20 protein-coding genes are annotated in these 22,328 nt (G+C 72.4%); 12 read left to right on the forward strand and 8 right to left on the reverse strand.

The window, feature by feature from the left end; translation table 11 throughout:
- Positions 1–193: 193 nt before the first annotated feature.
- Positions 194–793, reverse strand: coding sequence for a TetR/AcrR family transcriptional regulator (locus ABZ883_RS12310; RefSeq protein WP_360905527.1), 600 nt, complete (start codon positions 791–793; stop codon positions 194–196).
- A gap of 182 nt (positions 794–975) precedes the next feature.
- Between ABZ883_RS12310 and ABZ883_RS12315 the strand changes: the two genes are divergently transcribed.
- The 3 genes from ABZ883_RS12315 (at position 976) to ABZ883_RS12325 (ending at position 2,491) form a co-directional block, all read left to right on the forward strand.
- Entirely contained in the window at positions 976–1,197 is a 222-nt protein-coding gene (locus tag ABZ883_RS12315; protein ID WP_360905528.1) for an SDR family NAD(P)-dependent oxidoreductase, read from the forward strand.
- A complete protein-coding gene (locus tag ABZ883_RS12320; RefSeq protein ID WP_360905529.1) occupies positions 1,191–1,931 on the forward strand; it encodes an SDR family NAD(P)-dependent oxidoreductase in 741 nt (246 codons plus the stop codon). Before ABZ883_RS12315 ends, ABZ883_RS12320 begins: the two co-directional genes overlap by 7 nt.
- A 95-nt stretch (positions 1,932–2,026) precedes the next feature.
- Entirely contained in the window at positions 2,027–2,491 is a 465-nt protein-coding gene (locus tag ABZ883_RS12325) for a nitroreductase/quinone reductase family protein (RefSeq protein ID WP_360905530.1), read from the forward strand.
- A gap of 7 nt (positions 2,492–2,498) precedes the next feature.
- Here ABZ883_RS12325 and ABZ883_RS12330 read toward each other — a convergent pair whose 3' ends face one another.
- The 3 genes from ABZ883_RS12330 to ABZ883_RS12340 all read right to left on the reverse strand — a co-directional run bounded on the left by ABZ883_RS12330 (position 2,499) and on the right by ABZ883_RS12340 (position 4,855).
- Positions 2,499–3,068: a TetR/AcrR family transcriptional regulator gene (locus ABZ883_RS12330; protein ID WP_360905531.1), complete on the reverse strand. Its 570-nt coding sequence runs from the start codon at positions 3,066–3,068 to the stop codon at positions 2,499–2,501.
- A gap of 134 nt (positions 3,069–3,202) precedes the next feature.
- On the reverse strand, positions 3,203–4,213 hold the full coding sequence (locus tag ABZ883_RS12335) for an SDR family NAD(P)-dependent oxidoreductase (protein ID WP_360905532.1): 1,011 nt from the start codon (positions 4,211–4,213) through the stop codon (positions 3,203–3,205).
- 201 nt (positions 4,214–4,414) lie between these two features.
- Positions 4,415–4,855 carry a MarR family winged helix-turn-helix transcriptional regulator gene (locus ABZ883_RS12340; RefSeq protein WP_360905533.1) on the reverse strand — a complete coding sequence of 147 codons (441 nt, stop codon included), beginning with the start codon at positions 4,853–4,855 and terminating at the stop codon, positions 4,415–4,417.
- A 160-nt stretch (positions 4,856–5,015) separates the two neighbouring features.
- Here ABZ883_RS12340 and ABZ883_RS12345 point away from each other — a divergent pair, with 160 nt between their 5' ends.
- A complete protein-coding gene (locus tag ABZ883_RS12345) occupies positions 5,016–6,467 on the forward strand; it encodes an MFS transporter (protein WP_360905534.1) in 1,452 nt (483 codons plus the stop codon).
- Positions 6,468–6,536: 69 nt separating this feature from the next.
- On the opposite strand, the gene ABZ883_RS12350 is transcribed toward ABZ883_RS12345, so the two are convergent.
- Together ABZ883_RS12350 and ABZ883_RS12355 are read right to left on the reverse strand one after the other, a co-directional pair.
- The gene (locus tag ABZ883_RS12350) at positions 6,537–6,944 is read right to left on the reverse strand and encodes a hypothetical protein (RefSeq protein ID WP_360905535.1); all 408 of its coding nucleotides are present in this window, start codon (positions 6,942–6,944) and stop codon (positions 6,537–6,539) included.
- Between the two features lie 87 nt (positions 6,945–7,031).
- Positions 7,032–7,373: a hypothetical protein gene (locus ABZ883_RS12355; RefSeq protein WP_360905536.1), complete on the reverse strand. Its 342-nt coding sequence runs from the start codon at positions 7,371–7,373 to the stop codon at positions 7,032–7,034.
- Between the two features lie 296 nt (positions 7,374–7,669).
- Here ABZ883_RS12355 and ABZ883_RS12360 point away from each other — a divergent pair, with 296 nt between their 5' ends.
- Positions 7,670–7,843, forward strand: a complete 174-nt coding sequence (locus tag ABZ883_RS12360; RefSeq protein ID WP_360905537.1) for a hypothetical protein — start codon at positions 7,670–7,672, stop codon at positions 7,841–7,843.
- 21 nt (positions 7,844–7,864) lie between these two features.
- On the opposite strand, the gene ABZ883_RS12365 is transcribed toward ABZ883_RS12360, so the two are convergent.
- Positions 7,865–8,371: a hypothetical protein gene (locus tag ABZ883_RS12365; RefSeq protein WP_360905538.1), complete on the reverse strand. Its 507-nt coding sequence runs from the start codon at positions 8,369–8,371 to the stop codon at positions 7,865–7,867.
- Between the two features lie 239 nt (positions 8,372–8,610).
- Between ABZ883_RS12365 and ABZ883_RS12370 the strand changes: the two genes are divergently transcribed.
- The 5 genes from ABZ883_RS12370 to ABZ883_RS12390 all read left to right on the forward strand — a co-directional run bounded on the left by ABZ883_RS12370 (position 8,611) and on the right by ABZ883_RS12390 (position 15,863).
- Complete coding sequence (locus ABZ883_RS12370; RefSeq protein WP_360905539.1) at positions 8,611–9,894, forward strand: hypothetical protein; 1,284 nt, start codon at positions 8,611–8,613, stop codon at positions 9,892–9,894.
- A gap of 239 nt (positions 9,895–10,133) precedes the next feature.
- Positions 10,134–12,104 carry a discoidin domain-containing protein gene (locus tag ABZ883_RS12375; protein WP_360905540.1) on the forward strand — a complete coding sequence of 657 codons (1,971 nt, stop codon included), beginning with the start codon at positions 10,134–10,136 and terminating at the stop codon, positions 12,102–12,104.
- A 484-nt stretch (positions 12,105–12,588) separates the two neighbouring features.
- Positions 12,589–13,596, forward strand: a complete 1,008-nt coding sequence (locus tag ABZ883_RS12380) for a GlxA family transcriptional regulator (protein ID WP_360905541.1) — start codon at positions 12,589–12,591, stop codon at positions 13,594–13,596.
- 245 nt (positions 13,597–13,841) lie between these two features.
- Positions 13,842–15,305, forward strand: a complete 1,464-nt coding sequence (locus ABZ883_RS12385) for an MFS transporter (protein ID WP_360905542.1) — start codon at positions 13,842–13,844, stop codon at positions 15,303–15,305.
- Positions 15,306–15,344: 39 nt separating this feature from the next.
- Complete coding sequence (locus ABZ883_RS12390) at positions 15,345–15,863, forward strand: hypothetical protein (protein WP_360905543.1); 519 nt, start codon at positions 15,345–15,347, stop codon at positions 15,861–15,863.
- Positions 15,864–16,643: 780 nt separating this feature from the next.
- Here the strand turns inward: ABZ883_RS12390 and ABZ883_RS12395 are convergent.
- Positions 16,644–19,376 carry a multifunctional oxoglutarate decarboxylase/oxoglutarate dehydrogenase thiamine pyrophosphate-binding subunit/dihydrolipoyllysine-residue succinyltransferase subunit gene (locus ABZ883_RS12395; protein ID WP_360905544.1) on the reverse strand — a complete coding sequence of 911 codons (2,733 nt, stop codon included), beginning with the start codon at positions 19,374–19,376 and terminating at the stop codon, positions 16,644–16,646.
- A 534-nt stretch (positions 19,377–19,910) separates the two neighbouring features.
- Here ABZ883_RS12395 and ABZ883_RS12400 point away from each other — a divergent pair.
- Positions 19,911–20,993: a TDT family transporter gene (locus tag ABZ883_RS12400; RefSeq protein WP_360905545.1), complete on the forward strand. Its 1,083-nt coding sequence runs from the start codon at positions 19,911–19,913 to the stop codon at positions 20,991–20,993.
- A 109-nt stretch (positions 20,994–21,102) separates the two neighbouring features.
- On the forward strand, positions 21,103–22,308 hold the full coding sequence (locus tag ABZ883_RS12405) for an FAD-dependent oxidoreductase (protein WP_360905546.1): 1,206 nt from the start codon (positions 21,103–21,105) through the stop codon (positions 22,306–22,308).
- Positions 22,309–22,328 lie beyond the last annotated feature (20 nt).

Genomic DNA, 22,328 nt, shown 5'->3' on the forward strand with positions numbered 1-22,328 from the left:
CAGCCGGCCTTCCACCCTGCCCGTCTCCACCGGTACGCGGAGACCATGACGGGCTGCATCGACGAGCGCACCGCTGCCTGGCACGCCGGACAAGTCCTTGAGATACCCGCCGAGATGATGGCGATCGCCCCCCAGGCCGCGGCCGCCGCATTCTTCTCCGACTCCGGGCGCGCGTTCCGCGGGGTGAGCCGACCTACGCCGGTCCCGGCCCGCCGGGCGCGGCAGGGGCCTCGCGCCATGTGCCCAGGCCGTCGATGAGCTGCTCGATCAGATGCGGCGGGACGGTGCTGCCCCGCATGGCGGTGTGATAGAGGACGGGGCCGACGAGCATGGACGAGAGGTCGTGCGGGTCGGCGGACAACTCGACCTCGTGGTCGGCCACGGCCAACGCCAGCGCGTTCCGGAGCTTCTGGTTGATGTCCTCGTGGCACGCGTCGCGCTGTGCGGCGATACCGGGATCGCGCAGCGCGCCCTGCATCAAGGTGAGCAGGACGCCGGAGATCTGGGGCGTGGTCAGTGCGTCGGCGAGCCGTTGGAGGTGGGTCCGGAGCCACGGGCGGACCGGTGTCCGCGGGTCGTGGAAGAACGGCATGTCGATGCCGGTCATGGCGTCGTGGAGCAGATGCCCGGGCTGCGACCAGTGCCGGTACACGGTGGCGCGTCCCACGCCGGCCTTCTGGGCCACGCGTTGGTGGGTGATCGCGGCGGGGCCCTCGTCCAGCAGCAGCGAGCGGGCCGCGACCAGGATCGCGGCTCTGCTGCGTGCGGCGCGGGGGTCCGTCGGGTTGCTCACGCACCCATTCTATGAGCGCAAAGTATGAGACAGCTTGACTCGTAGACGGACTGCCGTAGTACCGTGTGAGATGTGCGAGACAACATGTCTCATACGGTGCCGCCGGATGTCGCCGTCCGGCGGACCGGCCCTCCGTCGGCACTCAAACGCAGCCCCCCGCAACGGACTTCGAGGAACGCCGCATGATCCCCCCGTCTTCCCCTGTCGATCTGACCGGCAAGGTCAGCCTGGTCACCGGTGCCGCCGGTGGGATGGGCCAGGTCATCACCACCCGGCTCGCCCGGCTGGGCAGCACCGTGCTCGCTGTCGTACGCGACCGTGAGCGGGGTGAACAGCTGCGCAGGCGCGTCGCCGCGGACGTCGGTGCCGACCGTGTCGAGGTGCTGACCGTGTCGAGGTGCTGACCGCGGACCTCGTCTCCCGGGACGATCTGCAGCGCCTGGCCGAGGAGTTCACGACCCGGTACGGGTCCCTGCATCTGCTGGTCAACAACGCCGGCTCCCACTTCCGGCGGCGGACGGTCAACGCCGACGGGATCGAGATGCACATCGCCATCGACTACCTCGCCGCCTTCACGCTGACGCATCTGCTGCTCGGACCGCTGCGGGCCGGCGCCCCGTCCCGGGTGGTCAACGTCGTGTCGATGGCCCTGGAGGACACCCGGATGGTCAGGCTCGGCGGCCGGCCCCGGGCCCCGCGCATCGACCCGGACCTGGACGACCTGCGGCAGCTCAATCCGGCGGCGGGCTGGAAGCCGCTCGAAGCCTATGCCCGGGCCAAGATGCTCACGTTGATGAGCGGCTACCACCTCGCGGAACAGCTGCGCGACACCGGTGTCACGGTCAACGCGGTCCACCCCGGCCTGGTCGACACCGGCATCATCGACGACATCGCGCCCCCGGTCCTCAAACCTCTGCTGCCGCTGACCCGCCGCAGTCTCCTCACGCCCGAGCAGGGCGCCGCCGCCACCCTGAAGGCGGCCACCGCACGGGAACTCGCCGGGACGACGGGCCGCTACTTCTTTCTGGAAACAGACACCCCCTCCCCGGACTCCTCCTACGACACCGACCTGCAACGGCGCATCTGGGACGTGAGCGTCGCCCACATCGCCCGGCACGCCGGCAGCACCAAAGGCTGAACGGCCCGGGCAATTCCGGGCGGCCCGATCGCCCCCGCACTCGTCCCACTGTCCGATCGCAACAGCGTTGTGCCCACCAGGAGATGCGAGATCCCATGAGCTTCAAGCCCACCGCCACCGGCACCTACGGCGCTCGCAGGCCCGGCGCGATGGTGCGCATGGTGAACAAGTTCACGATGCGCACCATCGTCCGCAACGGCGGCGGCAGACTGGGGAGAGTCGACGCCCTCGTGCTGACCACCGTCGGCCGCAAGAGCGGTGAGCCCCGCAAGTCGCCGGTCGCCTGGTTCCCCGGGGAGGACGACACCTGGCTGATCGTGGCGTCCGCCAACGGCGCGGCGCGTCACCCCGCGTGGTACCTCAACCTGGCCGCCCGTCCCGACGAGGCCACCATCGAGTCGGGCGGCCGCACGACCGAGGTGACCGCCGAACAACTCCATGGCGAGGAACGCGAGGCGGCGTGGCGGCGGATCGTCGCCGCGCAGGCGCAGTACGCCCGCTACGCGAGCAGGACCGATCGCGAGCTGCCGGTCATCCGGCTGACGCCCCGGTCCGGCTGACGGGCCGTCAGTGGTTGCTGCCGGCCGCCGGGACGCGCAGGCCGTCGATGATGAGGTCGAGGAGGCGTGACGCGCGTGCATCGGTGTACTTGGCCGGGTTGATCTTCCACAGCACACTGAGCTGGAACAGCACGTCCTCCGGGTCGAGACCCGCCTTGAGGCGTCCCTCGGCCGCACCGGCGTCGAGCAGCATGCCGATGGCGTGGACGAAGGGGTCGTAGAAGGGATCGTCGAGGCCGCCGTCGGTCACGGCGTGGACGACTTCGGCGATCCCGTACTTCAGCCGGCCGTAGTGGGCGACCTCCTCGAACCAGGCGCGCAGCGCCTCCAGCGGGGGGCGGGTCGCGAGCAGGGCGGGTGCCCGGTCGATGACCTGCTGGATGTCGCGGCGGTACAGCTCGATGACAAGCGCCTCGCGGGTCGGGAAGTGCCGGTAGAGCGTGCCGATGCCGACTCCGGCCTGCCGGGCGATCGCCGTGAGGGAGGTGTCCCGCGCGTCGGCGAACGCCTCCCGTGCGACGGCGAGAATGCGGTCCCGGTTCGCGACGGCGTCGGAGCGGGTCTGTCTCGGGGTCACGGCGGGGGAGGTCCGTTCTGTGCGGTCGCTCGGCGGAGCCCTTCCGGCCGGGACCGGGGACGGCGACCGGAGGTTCCTCCGCGTCATTTTCGCACAGGCGCGTACGCCGCGTCCGGGCCCGCGGCCCGGCTCGGTCAGCGGGCCAGGTCGGCCCCGGTCAGGTCGCGGCTGAGGTGCCACAGGCGGACCGCGGCCTCGGGGTCGACGGCGTGCGGGGAGACGCCGGAGGGCGGTACGGGACGGGTGCCGTGCTGCCCCGGGTCGTGGTCGGCGGGCGCGGTGACGGACGCGATGTTGTTGTCGAGGCAGTAGACCCCGCCCATGCCGTCCAGCCGCGGGCTGACGGCGCACCAGACCGTGGTCGAAGCCCCCTGATGGACGTTCTTCTTGCCGGTGTACGGGTCGATGACCGGGTTGCCTTCGTCGTCGACGAGGCCCATCCCGCGCAGGGCCTCGGGCGTGGCGTAGCCGCTGAGGTTGGTGCCCAGGATCGAACCCGGGTGGACGGAGAAGGCGCGTACACCCGCGTCCGCGCCGAGCTCGTCGAGCCGCCGGGCGAAGAGGATGTTGGCGGTCTTGGACTGGCCGTAGCCCAGCATCGGGTGGTACACGCGGCGTTCGAAGTGCGGGTCGGCGAAGTCGACGGGGGAGTAGCGGTGGGCCGCCGCCGACAGGGCGACCACGCGTGCACCCTCCGCCCGGACCAGGGCGGGCCAGAGCCGGGCGGTGAGCCGGTAGTGGCCCAAGTGGTTGGTGGCGAAGTGCAGTTCGTGGCCGCGGGCGTCGCGCGACAGCGGTACGCCCATGATCCCGGCGCTGTTGACCAGGATGTGCAACGGCCGTCCGAGCCGGAGGAAGGCCTCGGCGAAGGCGTCGACGGAGGCGGGGTCGACGAGATCCAGCGGCTCGATCCGCACCCGGGGGATTCCCCGCAGTGCCGCGGCGGCCCTTTCGGGCGAGCGGACCGGTACGACGACCTCGGCGCCGGCCAGGGAGAGGACGCGCGTGGTCTCCAGCCCGATGCCGGAGTGGCCGCCGGTGACGACGGCGGTCCTGTCGGTCAGGTCGATGCCCTTGACGACCTCCTCGGCGGTGGAGGCGGCGTCGAACGGAAGGTCGGCGAGCGGCACTTGGGGTGTGGCCATGTCGGCACTCCTGCGGGGGTCGTCAACGGGGGTGCCGGACGCCCGAGGGCGCGCACCCTGAACCGGAGGGGGCTCCGGTTTGCCTTCCCCAACGTAACGGAGGGTCCTCCGATTGGCAATCGTCGCCGTGCGGGGTCCGCAGGGATCCTCCGGTGGGCCTCAGGTCCTCAGGTGCTCAGGTCCGCGGTGCCGCGGCCCCGCTCACGGGCGCGGCCAGGGCCGTCCGTCGAGGCGCTCGATGTCACTGTTGAAGCGCCTCAGGTAGGAGGCGAAGGCGGCGATGTCCTCGTCCGGCCAGTCGGCCATGACCTTGCCCAGACCGCCGATGATGCTGTCGCGCTCCTCGTCCAGCATCCGGGCGCCCTTGTCGGTGATGCGGAACTTCCGGGCCATCCCGCCCTCGGGGTCGGGGATGCGCTCCACGAGGCCCGCGCGCATCGCGGCGGCCGTCTGCCGGTTGAGGGTGGACGCGTCGAGCGCGAAGGCGTCGCTCAGCTCGCCGATCGACATGGGCCCCTGGACGCGGATGCGGCTGAGCAGGATGTAGGCGCTGCGCTCCAGGGAGCTGTCCCTGTGGCGCAGGAGTTCGTGCCGGCTGAGCAGCATCTGCTCGTACTCGACCTCGTGGGTGGGCCTGCCCATGTGCTTCAGCCTCCTGCCGTTCGCCGGGCCGCCGGTGTGCTGGTTCGGGGCCCGCATCCATCATCTCACAGCGCATGCACCAGCCACATCATGTGCGCGATGCACTTCCTATGTACGATGCATGCCGAGAGGGTTCGAACGTCGTGCGAGGAGTGCCGTCATGAATGCCCCACAACCCACAGCCCGCGCGGGCGGCGTGGTCGCCACGCTGGCACTGGCCGGTATCACGGCCGCGATCATGCAGACCCTGGTCACCCCACTCCTTGCCGAGCTGCCGCAGATCCTGCACACCTCGGGCTCGAACGCCGCCTGGGTGATCACGGCCACTCTGCTCGTGGCGGCCGTGTGCGTCCCGGTTTTCGGGCGCCTCGGCGACCTGGTCGGCAAGCGGCGCATGCTGCTGGTGTGCTCGGTGCCGCTGGTGGCGGGCTCGGTGGTGTGCGCGCTCTCCTCCTCCGTCGTCCCGATGATCGTCGGGCGCGGACTGCAAGGCATGGGCATGGGCATGGTGCCGCTGGGCATCGCCCTGCTCCGGGACGTCGTCCCCGCGGAGAAGCTCAGCTCGTCCATCGCCCTGGTCAGCGCCTCCATGGGCATCGGCGGTGGCCTCGGCCTGCCGATCGCCGCCGCGATCGCCCAGTACGCCGACTGGCGCGTGCTTTTCTGGGGCTCCGCAGGGCTGGCCGCCGTCGTCGCGGTACTGATCTTCTTCTTCATCCCCGACGTCCCCGCGGGCGCCAAGGGACAGCGCTTCGACCTCCCCGGTGCCATCGGCCTCGGCGTGGGCCTGGTCTGCCTGCTGCTGTCGGTCTCCAAGGGCGCCGACTGGGGCTGGGGCTCGGCCACCACCCTCGGCCTGCTCGCCGCCGCCGTCGTCGTGCTGCTCGGATGGGGCTGGTGGGAGCTGCGCACCCGCGACCCGCTGGTCGATCTGCGGACCACGGCCCGCCCGCGCGTGCTGCTGACCAACGTCGCCTCGGTCTTCGTCGGCTTCGGCATGTACGCCGGCATGCTGGTCATCCCGCAGCTGCTGCAGTTCCCCAAGGCGACCGGCTACGGTCTCGGCCAGTCGATGCTCGCGGCCGGTCTTTGGCTGCTGCCCGGCGGCATCATGATGATGATCGTCTCGCCGCTCGGCGGGAAGCTGACCAATGCCCGCGGTCCCAAGTTCACGCTGATCAGCGGCGCGTTGGTACTCGCCGCCGGCTACGGGCTGTCCCTGGTGCTGACGGGCACCGCGTGGGGGCTCATGCTCGCCATCATGGTCATCAACAGCGGCGTGGGCCTGGCCTACGGATCGATGCCCGCCCTGATCATGAGCTCGGTCCCGATCACCGAGACCGCGGCCGCCAACGGCTTCAACGCCCTGATGCGCTCGCTGGGCACCTCGGTGGGCGCCGCCGTGATCGGCGTGGTCCTCTCCCAGCTGACGACGACCGCCGGCGGCTTCACCTTCACCTCCGAGAACGGCTTCCGCACCGGTCTGGTGACCGGCTGCGGCATCGCCCTCGTCTCCGCCCTCATCGCCGTCGCCATCCCGGCCGCCCGCAGCGCCTCCGCCGGGGCGGACGCCGCGCCGGCCCCCGCACCGCAGGCCGCCCTCGAGTCCTGAACCGCCGTACGACACGGGACGGTTCCGCCCGCCGCGCGCGTCCACGCCGCGGCGGGCGGTGCCGGCCGTCTATCCGACCGGGACCAGTCCTTGTCCCGGCTCGTACCGAAGGCCCACGTGATACACGGTGGGCGGGCACTGCGGCCCGTTCGGCTGGTACCTCTTCAACGTGACCTCGGTGCGCTCGTCCACGGTGGGCGTCGAGCCGGCGGACGCACCGCCGGGGCTTCCGGTGAGCCGTACCGTCACGCTTCTGGCGCCCACGGAGTCGGGAAGCCGCACCATGAGGTCGCTGTCCCCTGGCTTGCCGGTGACGCAGGACGCGCCCGCGCAGAGCCGGTACCGCAGGGCGGGGTTCGTGTCGAGCAGGACTGAGACTCCGGACAGCGCACCCATCGCGGTGCAGGGCCGCTCGGCCGCGCCCAACTGTCCGCAGCCCGCCACGGTTATGAGCGGCAGCACGGCCGCGACCTGCACCAAGTACCTTCTTCGCATGGCCCTTCGACGTGCACCAGGGTCCGGCGGTTCCCGGCGGTTCCCGGCGGTTCCCGCCGGAGGGGGGAGTCAGAGCTCGTAGTCCCGCGCCAGTTCCTCCCAGCGGACCTCGCGCAGCGCCGGATCGGCGTCCTCGCCGGCGGGGACGACCGACAGCGGCTGGAACCAGGCGACGGTGAGCACGGAGCGGTGCAGCACCGGGTCGAGTCCCGGATCGACCACCGTCGAGCGGAAGACTCCGATGCAGGCCACGGCGGGCAGCACTTCGACGGGTCCGAAGGCGCCGGCGGGCCGGTCGGGGCGGGCGGGGGAGGGCGGAACGAGGTGGACCGGCGCGGACGTGGACGCGCGTTCGGCATCCTGCGCCTCCGACACACCTGCCAGGACCCCCGGTACGTGATCTTTGACCACGTGTACGCGTCGGCAGCACACCTGGGGGCGCTCGCCGGGGCCGGGGAGTGGCTGCGCGACACTGCGGAACGGTGTGGCACCTGTGCCTGCGTGGTGCAGGAGGCAAGCAGCGTGACGACTGTCGCGGCAGTCGCCAACGGGACGAGTCTCAACGGGTCTCCGTCTGCCGGCCGACCCTTCAGGACCGCCTGGCCCGCGGAGTGTCGCACCGCGGCGTGCGGGGCCGTCGGCCGGTGGCGGGTTTTGCCGCCCGCCTCACGGGCAGCGGCCCAGTGAGAGTCCGCGGAGGTGCCGGGATGAGCACGGGAGAGAAAGTCAAGGCCCAGGCCGAGCAGGTCGTCGGAAGGATCGTGCGGAAGGGGGCGCACGCGATGCACAAGAACACCCTCGCGTCGAAGGGCGCGGCCCTGGAGGCACGAGGCAGGATGCGCAGCGCGAAGGAGAAGACCAAGGACACCTTGGGGCACTGACACGAACCGGCAGCCGGCCCTTCAGGCGTCGTGTCCGGAGGCGTCCGGGCCCGGATCGCGCCGGGGCCAGGAGGTGCCGAGGTCCCGGCGCATGGCTTCCTGCGCCTCCTCGGCCGCCGCGAGGTAGTCGCGGACGTGCCGGCCGAACTGCGGGTCCTCCGTCCCGGCGCCTCCTCCCACGAGGTCACGGAGGGAACGGACCTTCCAGAAGGCCTGATTGACCGGGTCCATCACGTCCCAGGGGGCGATGAGCGCGAGTTCGTAGCGCAGCGGGTACAACGTGCTGGACGCGAACACCTGGTGGGCCGCCGCCCGGGCCTCGTCCGCCGACCGTGCGGCGTGTGCGATCTCCCACAGTTGCGCGTACGCCTCCGCCAACCCGCCCATGAAGGCCGCGTACGCCTGCCGGCGCGTGTCCTGGTGGACCGCCGCGCGGTCGCGCCGCCAGCGGAGCCGGTCGGCGATGAGCGTGGCGCCGACACCGATCGCCGCGCCGAGCAGCGTGTTCACGGGGGCCAGCCAGTCCATGCGGGGACTCTAGGGTGAGGTCGCGCCGTGCCGGAAGCCACGTGTCGCCGGTCTGGGAGAATGCGCCGGTCACCACCTTCGCCTTGAACCTCGCCGGCCCCGTGAGCACCCGGCTGCTTCCGCGTGCGCGGGGCCTGGCGACGCCGTCCGGTGCTGACGCGGGTGGGGACCGTCACCGCGTCGTCGCAGCCCGGGGGTGGGGAGAAGGGTGTGTCGGACCAGGGCGATAGCGTGTCCGCGTGTCCCGAGACAACGATCTGACTGCGCGTTCGGCGGAGCCCGGCTTCTGGCCGCTGTACCTCTTCGACAGCCAGGCGACGGAGGCCTACGCGGAGGCCCGGGAGGACGAGGAGCCGGAGGAGGACGAGATCCTGCGGGCGGAGTTCCCGCTGGATCGGGGTCTCGGACTCAGGCTCGAGTTCGAGCCCGGGATCGAATACGTCGACCTGGCGGTCCTTGCCCCGGATTCCGCGGAGGCCAGGACCGTGGGCTGGGACGACACCGCGCACTTCCACCCGCACGTCATGCCCTGGTCCGAACTCGACCTGCTGTGCCGCGCGGTGGCTCTGCGCGACCCGGCGTCGCGGTACCCGGGCCCGATGCTCGCACTGCTGCTGCGCTTCGCCTTCCTGTCCGGGGGCGAGGATCTTGACACCATCACGCCGCTGGTGGACGCGGCTTTCAGCGCGGCGCAGCCCGCGGAGGACAGCGACGCGGCCTCCAGGGCGGGTGTGCGGGAGGAGACACGGGACTGGTTCGACCTGCGGGACCTGCGCGGCACGCGGATCGAGTGGGCCGACGGGCCCGACGGCTGCCGGACGGTGACGCAGCACGACCGCGACGGGGCGATGCTGTACTCCCTGCGGGAGCCCGCGTCGGACGAGTTCCCCTTCGCCGCATGGTCCGGGCTGCTCGCGCGGGCGACGGAACTGCTGGACGCGGTACGCACGGACCCGGCCGTGCGCACCCCCGCGGTGCTGGACGCCCTCGGGCGCTGCACGGGGCCGGAAGGACACCGGCATGTCGGCGCCCTTGCGACGGCCTTGTCCCGGGCGGGTTTCGGCCACCCCGTCCTGCTCCGCGCGCTGGCCGAGCCCGTCGCGGTGGCCGAAGCGGCATGGGCCGTGGAGACCTTGGCGGGGACCGAGCGGGGCACGGTTGTCGCGGCGTGGTGCGGAACGAGCCCTCTCGCCGGCAGCCGCTCGTGGCGGTTGTCCCTGATCCTGCCCGCCGCCGGCCGTCCGGTGCGGTTCGCGCAGGCGATCGCCGGGGAACTCTCCGCCGAACTGCACACGTCCGGCCTGGGATGGGCCGAAGTGACCGGCAGTACCTCCGTGCAGGGCGCGGACGGTGGCCATGTGCGGCACTCCGACCAGTTGGACCTCCTGATCCGGGACGACCTGCCGCGCGGCGTGCGGGTGATCGCGCGGTTGCTGCGCGGGCATCAGGCGGCGGAGACGGCCGAACTCACGCACATGGACGCGCCGTACGAGCGGATCCCGCTTCTCGACCCGTCGACCTGACGGCAACGCGGTCGGCTCTGCCGTTGTCGTCCACTCACGTGAGGGGCTGACCTCCTGTGGCTCCCGGAGCGGCGGCGTGACGTTCTTGCGTGTTTCCAGCCGATTATTTCGCTCGCTGAGCCATGTATTGCGGATGCCTCATCGCGTCGTTACGCTCCCCGGCGCCAGGCCTCCCGTCCGCGTGCGGTCTCACGGCCCTGTCGGGCAACGGGAGTTGACAGCCGATCGGAGGAGTCCAGATGGGTGTCACGCGCAGGGTCTTCCTGCAGGCCGCGATCGCGGCCACCGCCGCGGGCGGGACCGGGGCCGCGCAGACGGCACTGGCCCCGCCGGCCGGGGCGGCCGGCAGTCCGCCGGGCGACGTGGTCGGCAAGATCACGGTCGGCTACCAGGGCTGGTTCGCCTGCGGCGGCGACAGCGCCCCGATCAACGGCTGGTGGCACTGGAGCCAGGACTGGGGCCGGCCGCCGTCCACGACCAACAAGGCCATCACGTGCTGGCCCGACATGCGCGAGTACACCCACACCTACCCGACCGCGTTCGGGAACCTGGGCAACGGTCAGCCGGCCACGCTGTTCTCCTCGTACGACCAGCAGACCGTGGACCTGCACTTCTCCTGGATGCAGCAGAACGCCATCGACACCGCGGCGCTCCAGCGCTTCAACCCCAACGGCGGCGAGGGCGCCACCCGCGACCAGATGGCGGCCAGGGTCCGCGGCGCCGCCGAGTCGCACGGCGTGAAGTTCTACGTCATGTACGACGTCTCCAACTGGTGGAACATGCAGTCCGAGATCAAGACGGACTGGACCGCCAAGATGGCGGCGCACACGGCCTCACCGGCCTACGCCCGCCAGAACGGCAAGCCGGTGGTGTGCGTCTGGGGCTTCGGCTTCAACGACGACAACCACCCGTTCCCGCCGGCCGCCTGCCTCGACGTGATCAACTGGTTCAAGGCGCAGGGCTGTTACGTCATCGGCGGAGTACCGCGCGAGTGGCGGACGGGCGGCGCGGGCACCAGGACCGGCTACTCGGACGTCTACCACGCCTTCCACATGATCTCGCCGTGGATGGTCGGTGCCATCGGCAACGCCGCCGAGTCCGACAACGCCTACACCACTTACACCCTCGGCGACGAGGCGGACTGCCTCGCGCACGGCATCGACTACCAGCCGTGCGTGCTGCCCGGCGACGTCTCGGGACGGCAGCGGGCGCACGGCGACTTCATGTGGCGGCAGTTCTACAACATGTGCCGGGCCGGCGTGCAGGGCATCTACATCTCGATGTTCGACGAGTACAACGAGGGCAACCAGATCGCCAAGACCGCCGAGACCCAGGCCTCGGTGCCCACCGGCTCCGGATTCCTCGCCCTTGACGAGGACGGCACCTTCTGCTCCTCCGACTACTACCTCCGGCTGACCGGCGACGGCGGCCGGATGCTCAAAGGCCAGATCGCCCTGACCCCCGTCCGGCCCACCCCGCCGGTGGCCGGCGGCGACACGACCCCGCCCTCGGCGCCGGGGGCGCTGCGGGTCACCGGACACAGCGACACCACCGTCGCGCTGGCCTGGAGTGCCGCCGGCGACAACGTCGGCGTCACCGGCTACCGGATCACCCGGGTCAGCGGATCCACGCGGACCCAGGTCGGCACCGCCACCGGGACCTCCTTCACCGTCACCGGCCTGAGCCCGTCCACCGCCTACACCTTCGACGTGCTGGCGGCCGACGCGGCCGGCAACGTCTCCCAGCCCTCGAACCAGGTCTCCGTCACCACCGACACCGGCTCCGGCACCACCGACCTGGCGTTGCGCAAGCCCACGTCGGAGAGCAGCCACACCCAGGTGTACGGATCGGGCAACGCCACCGACGGCGACCTCACCACCTACTGGGAGAGCGCGAACAACGCCTTCCCGCAATGGCTCCAAGTGGACCTCCAGGCCGCCACCGCGATCCGCCGGCTGGTCCTGCACCTGCCGCCCTCCACCGCCTGGGGCACGCGCACCCAGACCCTGTCGGTGCTGGGCAGCACCGACGGCGGCGCCTTCACCACCCTGCTGCCGTCGGCCAACTGCACCTTCGACCCGGCGACGGGCAACGCCGTGACCCTCACCCTGCCCGCCACGGTCACCGCGCGCCATGTGCGGCTGAACTTCACCGCGAACACCGGCTGGCCGGCCGGCCAGTGCTCGGCGCTCCAGATCTTCGGCGCCTGACCGCCCGCGGCCGGCCCGGGGACACGCATCGTCCCCGGACCGGCCCTGGGTGACGCGCTGTCGCGCCGGGCGCACCGTGACCGTGTGCCTGCCGGGCACCCGGCGCCGCGCCGGAGGGTGCCGCGCGGGTGGCGCACCGTACTCACCATCTGAACGGAACGTGTCCACCGGATCGGCAGGGACGGCCGGGCCCCGGGTCGGGGCGGCGCGCGCAGGCGTAGACTCGCGGTGGGAAAACCGGGAAACGGCGGTCCGGCACCGACCGTGATCCGCTTCCTGATCTGCCCCGGAGCTCTCGCCGACCGGTGCTCCGGGACCGGTGACGTCCGCGGCACGGCCTCCCGCCGGCGCGGCCGGCACCCGACAGGGAGCCGGCACGCGCGGCCCGGACCGGCGGCCCGCGGGCGGGTCCCACAGCACTTTCCCGGTGTGCACGGGCTTGCCGGACCCGGTGTCCACACCGCGCACGGCCCGGAGGCATCGGATGAACCACAAGCGCCCTGGAGCGGACCCGCTCACCGTGACCGTGTTCGTCTTCCCGGGCGTGCGGCTGCTCGATGTGACCGGCCCCGTCGAGGTCTTCACGACCGCGAACGAGTTCGGCGGGCGCTACAAGGTGCGGATGGTCTCCGAGGACGGGGCGGACGTGGTCACCGCCTCCGGGACCCGCGTCGGCGCCGACCTGTCGGTCGACGACCTGCGGGGGGAGCCCAGCGATGTCCTGGTGGTGCCGGGCGGTCCCGAGTGGGAGAAGCTGGTCAAGGACGACGGTTTCCTGGACGTCGTCCGGCGCCTGAACGAGAACAGCCGGTGCACGGCGTCGGTGTGCACGGGGGCGTTCCTGCTCGCCGCGGCCGGCCTCCTCGACGGCCGCCGCGCCGCGACCCACTGGCGCTACTCGCAGCAACTGGCCCTGCGTTTCCCGTCCGTGGAGGTCGTCCCCGACGCCATCTTCGTCCGGGACGGGCACGTGATGACCTCGGCGGGTGTCACGGCCGGGATCGACCTGGCCCTGGCCGTCGTCGAGGAGTACCACGGCGCGGACGTCGCCCGGGCGACCGCCAAGGACATGGTCGTCTTCATGCAGCGACCGGGCGGCCAGTCCCAGTTCAGCGCCCGGTGCCAGGCCCCGCACACCCAACAGGACACGCTCCGCCGAGTCCTGGACGCGGTCGCCCAGGAACCCGGGGGCAACCACACGCTGGCCGCCATGGCCCGCAGGGCGGGAGTCAGCGTCCGCCACGTGACCCGGCTCTTCTACGAAGAGGTGGGAACCACCCCGGCCCGCTACGTGGAACAGATCAGGCTGGAAGCCGCCCAGGGGCTGCTGGAACGCAGCGACGACTCCATGGCGGTCGTCGCGCGCCGCACGGGCTTCGGCTCGCCCGAGTCGCTCCGCAGAGCGTTCGCCCGGCACCTTGGGGTGACGCCCGGCGCGTACCGCGCCCGCTTCCGGACGACCGGCGAGGGCCCGGGCCCCGTGACCGGCTGAGGCCGGGCACACACTGCCGCACACGCCGCCTCGCACGCCGCGACGCGTGACCGGGGCCACTGACGCATGCCCGTACGACGGCACATCACGACGGCACTTCACGACGGCGCGGGCCGGCGAGCCGGATGTGCCCCCCTGCTGTCCTGATCTGCGGCCAGCGCTCGCGATCCCCGCGGGGTTGAAGAAAGGAGGAAGCACACCCGAGGACCGGGACCGAGCCCCGGCCGAGCAGAAGGCGATCGACGATGATGGCGAGCAGTCCGACTCCCGAACCCGATCCGCGCAGGTGGCGCGCGCTCGCCGTCATCTGCCTGGTGCAGGTGATGCTGCTGCTCGACGTGACCGTGGTCAACGTCGCGCTCCCGCCGATCCAGCGGGAGCTCGGCCTCACGACCAGCGGCCTGGCCTGGGTCGTCAACGGCTACACCGTCACCTACGGCGGACTGCTGATGCTCGGTGGCCGCCTGGGCGATCTGCTCGGCCGCAGGCGGCTGTTCCTCGTCGGCCTGGCCGTCTTCGCGCTCTCGTCGGCGGCCGCCGGACTGGCCCAGCAGGCGGGTGTGCTGATCGCCGCCCGCTTCGTGCAGGGCATCGGTGCGGCGCTCGTGAGCCCGGCGGCCCTGTCCCTGGTGACGCTGATGTTCAGCGAGCGGCAGGAACGGGCACGGGCCATGGCCATCTGGAGCGGCCTGGCCGGAGTCGGCGTGGCGCTGGGTGTCGTGCTGTCGGGCATCCTGACCGACATCGCCTCGTGGCGGTGGATCTTCTTCATCAACCTTCCCGTCGCCGCCTTCGCGTACCTCGTCACGCCCCGGCTCGTCTCCGAGAGCCGGGCCGCGGCGCGGCGCGGCCGGCCCGACGTCGCCGGCGCGTTGCTGGTCACCCTCGGGCTGCTCCTCGTGGTGTTTGGCCTGCTGGAGAAGGCTGGCCACGCCTGGCTCTCGCCTGCCGTCCTCGGTGCCGTGGGGGTCGGCGTGCTCCTCCTGACCGGGTTCGTCCTGGTCGAGGCCCGGGCAGCCGCGCCGCTGGTACCCCTGGCGTTCCTGCGCTCGCGCAACCGGAGCATCGCCAACGTGGTCCGCATCTGCTACTACGTCGGCTTCGCCACGTTCTTCTTCTCGCTGAGCCTGTACGTGCAGCACACGCTGCGCTTCTCCCCGCTGGCGACCGGATTCGCCTTCGTCCCCTTCGGGTTGGTCATCCTGTTCAGCGCGACGGTGCTCGCACCGCGCCTGCTCCGCCGTTACGGGCTGCGGGTCCTCAACGGGGGAGGACTCGCGATCTCCACGGCCGGGTACCTCCTCCTCGCCGGACTGAGCGCGCACGGCACCTACCTGTCCGACGTACTGCCGGGAATGGTCCTCGTACCCCTTGGTGGCGGCCTGGTCCTGGTCGGGTCCACCGTCGCCGGGGTGGACGGTGCCACGGGTGAGGACGCGGGCATCGCCACCAGCATGAACAACGCGTCCATGCAGATCGGCAGCGCCCTCGGCCTGGCCGCCCTGGTCTCGGTGGGCACCAGCCACGCCGCCGCCCTGCGGCACGCGGGCCTCGACCCGGCGACCGCCACGGTGCGCGGCTACGCCCTCAGTTTCGCCGTCGCCGCCTGCCTGACGGCCTTCGGCGCGGTACTGGGCCTCCTCGGTATCCGCCGCACGGCGGCCGAGGGGGCGGCGGTGCCTCAGGAGACCCGGCAACGCGTGGCCTGAGCGGCCCCGCACCGCCCACCTGACTGCTGGAAGGGAATCATGGACCACATCCCCGACAACGGCGCCGACTTCACCACCCCCGTCGACTGCGAGAAATGGGACGTCGCGTACTGCCCGCCCCCCGAACCCCCGCCGGGCACGCCGTACGGCGCCGAAGTGGTGTGCGTCGTCGGCGACCGGGTCCTGCTGGTCAGTGAGGACGGGCAGCAGTGGCGCCTGCCCAGCGGCTGCGCCGCACCGCACGAGGAGTGCCGCCACACGGTGCGCCGGAAGGTCCGTGAGGAGGCCTGCGCCACGGTGATGGAGAGCAGGCTGCTCGGGTTCGGCCGGAGCGTCTGCGTCCGGGGTCCGCGGCAGGGGCTGGTGCTGATCCGGTCGATGTGGCGGGCGGAGGTGCGACTCGCCCCGTGGAATCCGTGCTGCGGGACGGCCCACCGCAGGCTGCTGTCCATCGGGGAGGCCTTCCGGTCCCTCGCGGTCCCCGACGGTCTGGGCCCCTTCTACCGGCGGCTGTTCGCCCAGGCCGTCGTCTCGCGCGCGGCCGTCCACCACCTCTGACCGGCGGGGCGGTCGTACGCCCGTATCAGGGGCGGTCTCGTGGAGGCCGCCCCTGATGCCGTGTACGCCGGTCGCCCGGCACGGCGGACGGGCACCCCCCGGTCGGGGGTCCGGGGTGCCCGTGGGAGGGGGACGGTCAGGCGAGGGCCGATTCGACCGGGGCTCGCTGCTCGCGGCATGGCGCCGGGCGGAGCCCAATGCAATGCCGGTGCCTCCGGCCTGCTGACTCGGCGAGTCTGACGGTCCATCACCCACTATCGGCGAGGCCGGCGGCTGTTCGCCCAGGCCGTCGTGTCGCGCGCGGGCGTCCACCATCTCTGTTCGGCCGGGCGGCCGTTCGCCCGTATGGCGCCCCCTGATGCCGTGTGCGCCGGCCGCCCGGCACGTTGGTTGGGGCGGGCCCGGCGTTCGCGGTCGGCCCGTGGCGTTTGCGGCGCCAGCTCGGACTGGTCGGCGCCAACAGCGGCGGCGGCCGGCACCCCCGGACGCGGCCGGGCGTGCCCGTGGCAAGGGGGTCGGTCAGGCGAAGGCTGCTTCGATCAGGGCCTTCTGCTCGGCGGCGTGGCGTCGGGCGGGCCTCACGGCGGGGGCCGGGGCCTTCGACCCAATGACGCATCGGGCCTGATGGCTTGTCACCCAATCCGGGCGCGGCCGGAGGCTGTTCGCTCAGGCCGTCGTCTCGCGTGCGGGTGTCCGCCACCTATGGGCGCCGGTCACCCGGCACGGCGGACGGGCACCCCTCGGACAGCGGTCCGAGGGGTGCCCGTGACAGGGGGCCGGTCAGGCGAAGGCCGCTTCGATCAGGGTCTTCTGCTCGGCGGCGTGGCGTCGCGCGGAGCCCACGGCGGGGGCCGGTGCCTCAGGCCTGCTGACACAGCTGACCTGACGACCTGTCATGCGCTCCAGGCGCGGTGCCACGAACGACCACGCCCCCTGGTTCTCCGGTTCCTCCTGCACCCACCGCACCTCCGCACCGGCCGGGAAGCGCCCGAGTTCGGCCCCGAGCTCCTCCTCCGGGAACGGGTAGAGCCGCTCCAGGCGGACGATGGCGGTGTCCGACAGGCCGGCGTCCTGCCGGTGGGCGTCCAGGTCGTAGAAGACCTTGCCCGAGCACACCAGCACGCGGCTGATCCCTGCGGGTTCCGCCGTTCCGTCCGGTACGACCGCGCGGAACGCGCCCGTCGTGAACTCCGACAGCGCGGAGGTGGCCGCCTTCAGCCGCAGCATCGACTTGGGGGTGAAGACCACCAGCGGCCTCTTGTGCCCATCGAGCGCCTGCTGCCGCAGCAGATGGAAGTAGTTGCCCGGCAGCGAGGGCATGGCGACGGTCATGTTCCCCCGTGCGCACAGCTGCAGGAAACGCTCGATCCTGGCCGAGGAGTGGTCCGGCCCCTGCCCCTCCAGGCCGTGCGGCAGCAGCAGCGTCACTCCGGAGCGCTGCCCCCACTTCTCCTCCGACGACGCGATGTACTCGTCGACGACCGTCTGGGCGCCGTTGGCGAAGTCGCCGAACTGGGCCTCCCACAGCACCAGGGTTTCGGGCCGGGCCACCGAGTAGCCGTACTCGAAGGCCAGCGCCGCCAGTTCGGACAGCATGGAGTCGTAGGGCGTGAAGGACGCCGGCGCGCCGAGCGAGTTCAACGGCGTGTGCTCCGCGCCGGTGCGCCGGTCGGTGAGCACGGCGTGGCGCTGGCCGAAGGTCCCGCGCCGGGAATCCTGTCCGGAGAGCCGTACCGGAATCCCGTCCAGCAGCAGGGAGCCGAGGGCGAGGGTCTCCGCCGTGGCCCAGTCGACCGTTCCCGCGTCCAGCGTCGCGGCGCGCCGCCGGAGCTGCGGCAGGACGCGCGGGTGCACGGTGAAGCCCTCCGGCAGGCCGGTCTGGGACGCGATGACCCGCCGGGCCGCGGCCTCCGTGATGGCCGTGTCCGGCCGCGGGGCGGTCGCCTCCGCGACAGCCGTGGGGCCGGCGGGCGGCGCCGCCGCGTGGGTCTCGGTGAACGCCTGCTCCAGGCGCGCCCGGTAGTCCCCCAGCGCGCCCTCCACCTGCCGTTCCCCGACGTCCCCGCGACGGAGCAGCGCCTCGGCGTAGAGCCTGCGCACCGAGGGCCTGGCGTCGATGCGGTCGTACATCCCCGGCAGCGTGATGGAGGGGTCGTCGACCTCGCTGTGCCCGTTGCGCCGATAGCAGACCAGGTCGACGACGACGTCCTTGTGGAAGGTCCGGCGGTAGTCGAAGGCCAGGCGCGCGACCCGGACGACGGCCTCGGGGTCGTCGCCGTTCACGTGCAGGACCGGGGCCTCGACCGACCTGGCGACATCGGTGGCATAGGTGCCGGAGCGGCCGCCGGCGGGCGAGGTCGTGAAGCCGACCTGGTTGTTGATGACGACGTGAACGGTCCCGCCGGTGCGGTACCCGGGCAGCTGCGACATGTTGAGCGTCTCGGAGACCACGCCCTGCCCGGCGAACGCCGCGTCGCCGTGGACGACGACCGGCAGCACGGACAGGCCTTCGCCGGCGTGCGCGGCCAGCTCCTGCCGGGCGCGCACGACGCCCTGCGCGACCGGCGCCACGATCTCCAGGTGCGAGGGGTTGGCCACGACGGACACGGCGATCGCGCCGCCGTCCAGGGCGCGGTAGGTGCCCTCCGCGCCGAGGTGGTACTTCACGTCGCCGGAGCCCTGGACCGACCGGATGTCCACCGCGTCCTCGAACTCGTGGAAGATCTCCCCGTAGGACTTGCCGACGATGTTGGCGAGGACGTTGAGCCGGCCCCGGTGCGCCATGCCGATGACGGCTTCCCCCACGCCGTGCTCGATGGAGCGGTGCAGCAGGGCGTCGAGGAGCACGATCGCCGACTCGCCGCCCTCCAGCGAGTACCGCTTCTGGCCCACGTACTTGGTCTGCAGGAACGTCTCGAAGGCCTCCGCGGCCCCCAACCGGTAGAGGATCTGCAGCTGTTCGGCGCGGTCCGGCACCGGCTGCGGCGACTCGGCCCGCCGCTGGATCCAGCGGCGCTCCTCCGCGGCCTCGATGTGCATGTACTCGGCGCCGACGGAGCGGCAGTACGACTCCCGCAGGACGTCCAGCACTTGACGAAGAGTCATCGAGTCCCGGCCGGCGAAGCCGTCGACGACGAACTCCCTCTCCAGGTCCTCGTGCCCGAGCCCGAACGCCGCGATGTCCAGCTCCGGATGGACGTCCGTGGGCTCGGCCGAGAGCGGGTCGGTGTCGGCCACCAGGTGACCGCGCACCCGGTACGCGTCGATCAGCGCCGCGACACGGACCGCCTTGAGCGCCGCGTCGCCCGCGCTGTCCGGCACGGTGGTCGTCGCCGCATGGCGCTCCTGCCGGCCGATCGCGGCGGCCGGAACGGAGAAGAAGTCCCGCCACGTCCGGTCGACCGAGGCCGGGTCCTCCAGGTAGCGCTTGTACTGCTCGTCCACGAGCCATTCGTTGAGCCCGAATTCCAGCCCGCGGAGCGCCGGCTCCCCGGCGTGTGACTGCGACACCATTGGGTGGTCGCCTTCTTTCCTCACTCGGAGCGTTCGATGGTGGACGCGGCCGGTCTCCTCGGCCGTTCCCCATGGCGTCCGAGGTCCTCGGTTCCGCTGCTCGTCGTTGAGGCGAACCCATCCGCCGTGTCGCGCAATCGACCGTACGGCGGCGCGGTGCGGGAAGGGAGAGCCGGACGTGCCACAACGGCGGCACATCAGGACATCGCCCGGGGCGCCGCCGGAGGAGGCAGACCGCTGCCCGCGCCCGTGAGGGCCCGCCGTGGGGCACCCCGCCGTGTCCTGAACTGAGGCTGTCGTGGCACACGCTGTTGTGCACCGTGCACGGGACACCGCCATAACCTCCTAAGGCCGGCGAGCCGACGGGCCGACGACTCGGCTCCGACCCGCGGGCCGCTGCCGCATGGGCCCACGCCGCCGGCCGACCACCGACGGTGTCCCACGACGAGGAAAGAGGCGTACTGCGCCGTGCCGCCCCATCCCAGCAGCGACCGAGCCATTCCGACCACGGACGGAGCCGGCCCGAGACGCCCTGTGCACGCCCGTGCCCGGCGGCCCAGGACCGGAGGAGGGCCCCTGGCGCTCGTCCCCGGCTGGTTCGCCGCCGTCATGGGCACCGGGATCGTCGCCAACGCGGCGGCCACCCTGCCGCGCGGTTTCCCCGGGCTGCGGGACGCCGCGACGGCGGTCTGGCTGGGGGCAGCCCTGCTGCTCGTCGTACTCGCCGCCGGATACGTCCGGCAGCGGGCCCTGCGGCACCACGCCGCCGACCCGGCGCTGTCGCAGTTCTTCGGCGCGCCGCCCATGGCCCTGCTGATCGTGGGCGCGGGAACGCTGCTGCTCGGCCGGCGGATCATCGGGCCGCGGGCGGCGCTGGACGTGGACTGGGTACTGTGGTCGGCCGGTACCGCGCTCGGCCTCGTGACGGCCTGCACCGTGCCGTACCTGATGGTCACACGGCACCGTTACGCCCCGGACGCCGCGTTCGGGGGCTGGCTCATGCCCATCGTGCCGCCGATGGTGTCGGCCGCGACAGGGGCGGTGCTCGTCCCGCACGCCCCCGCGGGCCAGGCGCGACTGACCCTCCTGCTGGCGTGCTACGCGATGGTCGGGCTCAGCCTGGTGGCGATACTGCTGGTGCTCGCCATGGTGTACAGCCGCCTGGTCCACCACGAGGCCCCGACCGGAGCGGTGGTGCCCACGGTGTGGATCGGCGTGGGGGCGCTGGGACAGTCGGTGACGGCGCTGGGCGCGCTGGCGACGGCGGCACCGAGCGCACTGCCGGCGCCCTACGCGCGGGGAGCCGCCGTCCTCGCGCTGTTCGGCGGCCTCGGCGTCTGGGGCTTCGCCATGCTGTGGCTGGTGCTCGCGTCGGCGCTGACCGTACGGGAGGTCCGGGCGGGCCTGCCCTTCGCACCCACCTGGTGGTCCGTCATCTTCCCCCTGGGCGCGTGCGTCACCGGTACCGGCGCCCTCGCCGTCCGCACCGGCTCCGAGGTGTTCGTGTGGAGCGCCGTCGGCTTCTACGTGCTGCTCGTCGCGGCCTGGGCCGTGGTGGCGTGGCGCTCCCTGCACCACGCCGCGGGGCGCCCGGCCCGGCCGGGAGGCCGACGGTAGGCACTGTGGCCCGTGTCACATTCTCCTCGTGTCACGGAGCGGACGGCTGCCTCCATCTGGTGCTCGTCAGCAGCGGGCCGAGGAAGCCGAGTGAGAGGCAGGCGAAGCGATGAGCGCACAGCAGGAAGCCGGAAGCGCGGGTGTCCACCGTGTTGTGGTCCTGGGAGCGGGGTACGCGGGCATGGCCGCGGCCGTCCAGCTCGCGGCCAGGACCGGTCGGCACGCGGACGTGCGGGTGACCCTGGTCAACGCGCAGGAGCGGTTCACCGAGCGCATGCGGCTGCACATGACGGCCACCGGGCAGCCGGTCGCCGAGCGGAGCGTCCCCGAGCTGCTGGCCGGCACGGGTGCCAGGTTCGTGCGCGGCTGGGTGACGGCGGTGGACGCGGACGCGCGGACGGTACGGATCGACGACGCCACGGTCCTGCGCTACGACACGCTCGTCTACGGGCTGGGCAGCGTGGCCGACACGGCGTCGGTGCCGGGGGTCGCGGACCACGCGTACACCCTGAACAGCTCGCTGGACGCCGAGGCACTGGCCGCCCGGCTGGCGCGGCTCGGCCACGGCACAGTGGTGGTCGCCGGGACCGGGCTGACCGGCGTCGAGTCGGCCGCGGAGATCGCCGAGCGGCACCCCGGGCTCAAGGTCGTCCTCCTGGGCCGGACCGAGCCCGGTGCCTCCCTCGGCCCGAAAGCCGGGGCGTATCTGCGGGCCGCGCTCGACCGGCTGGGCGTCCAGGTGCGCAGCGGGGTCCAGGTGGCGAAAGTGCTGCCCGGCGAGGTCGGGCTGACGGGCGGTGGGTCCGTCGCCGCCGACGCGGTCGTCTGGGCCAGTGGTACCCGCGTGTCGCCGCTTGCGGCCGCCGCCGGGCTGACCGTCGACGAACGCGGCCGTGTCGTCACCGACGCCTCGCTGCGCTCGGTGTCGCACCCGAGCGTGTACGCGGTGGGCGACGCGGCCGCGGTCCGCCAGGGCTACGGCGTCATGCACGGCACCTGCCAGGGCGGCATGCCGACCGGGGTGCACGCCGCGGTCTCGATCGTCCGCGCCCTGCGAGGCAAGCAGCCGAGGCCGTTCCGCTTCGGCTACTACCACACACCGGTGAGCCTGGGACGGCACGACGCGGTCGTGCAGTTCACCCGGCCCGACGACAGCCCGCGACGCGTTCACCTGACCGGTCGTACGGCCGCCTGGTACAAGGAGACGGTGACCGCCTCGCCCTGGCCGACCTTCGGCCGCATGAAGAAGATGCCGGCCTCGGGCGCGTTCTGGCCCCGTGGCGGACGTTTCACCCGCATACCGAAGGTACGGTGAACGACGTGCCCGCGGACGTC

The sequence above is a fragment of the Streptomyces sp. NPDC046977 genome, assembly GCF_040644455.1.
Classification (GTDB): domain Bacteria; phylum Actinomycetota; class Actinomycetes; order Streptomycetales; family Streptomycetaceae; genus Actinacidiphila.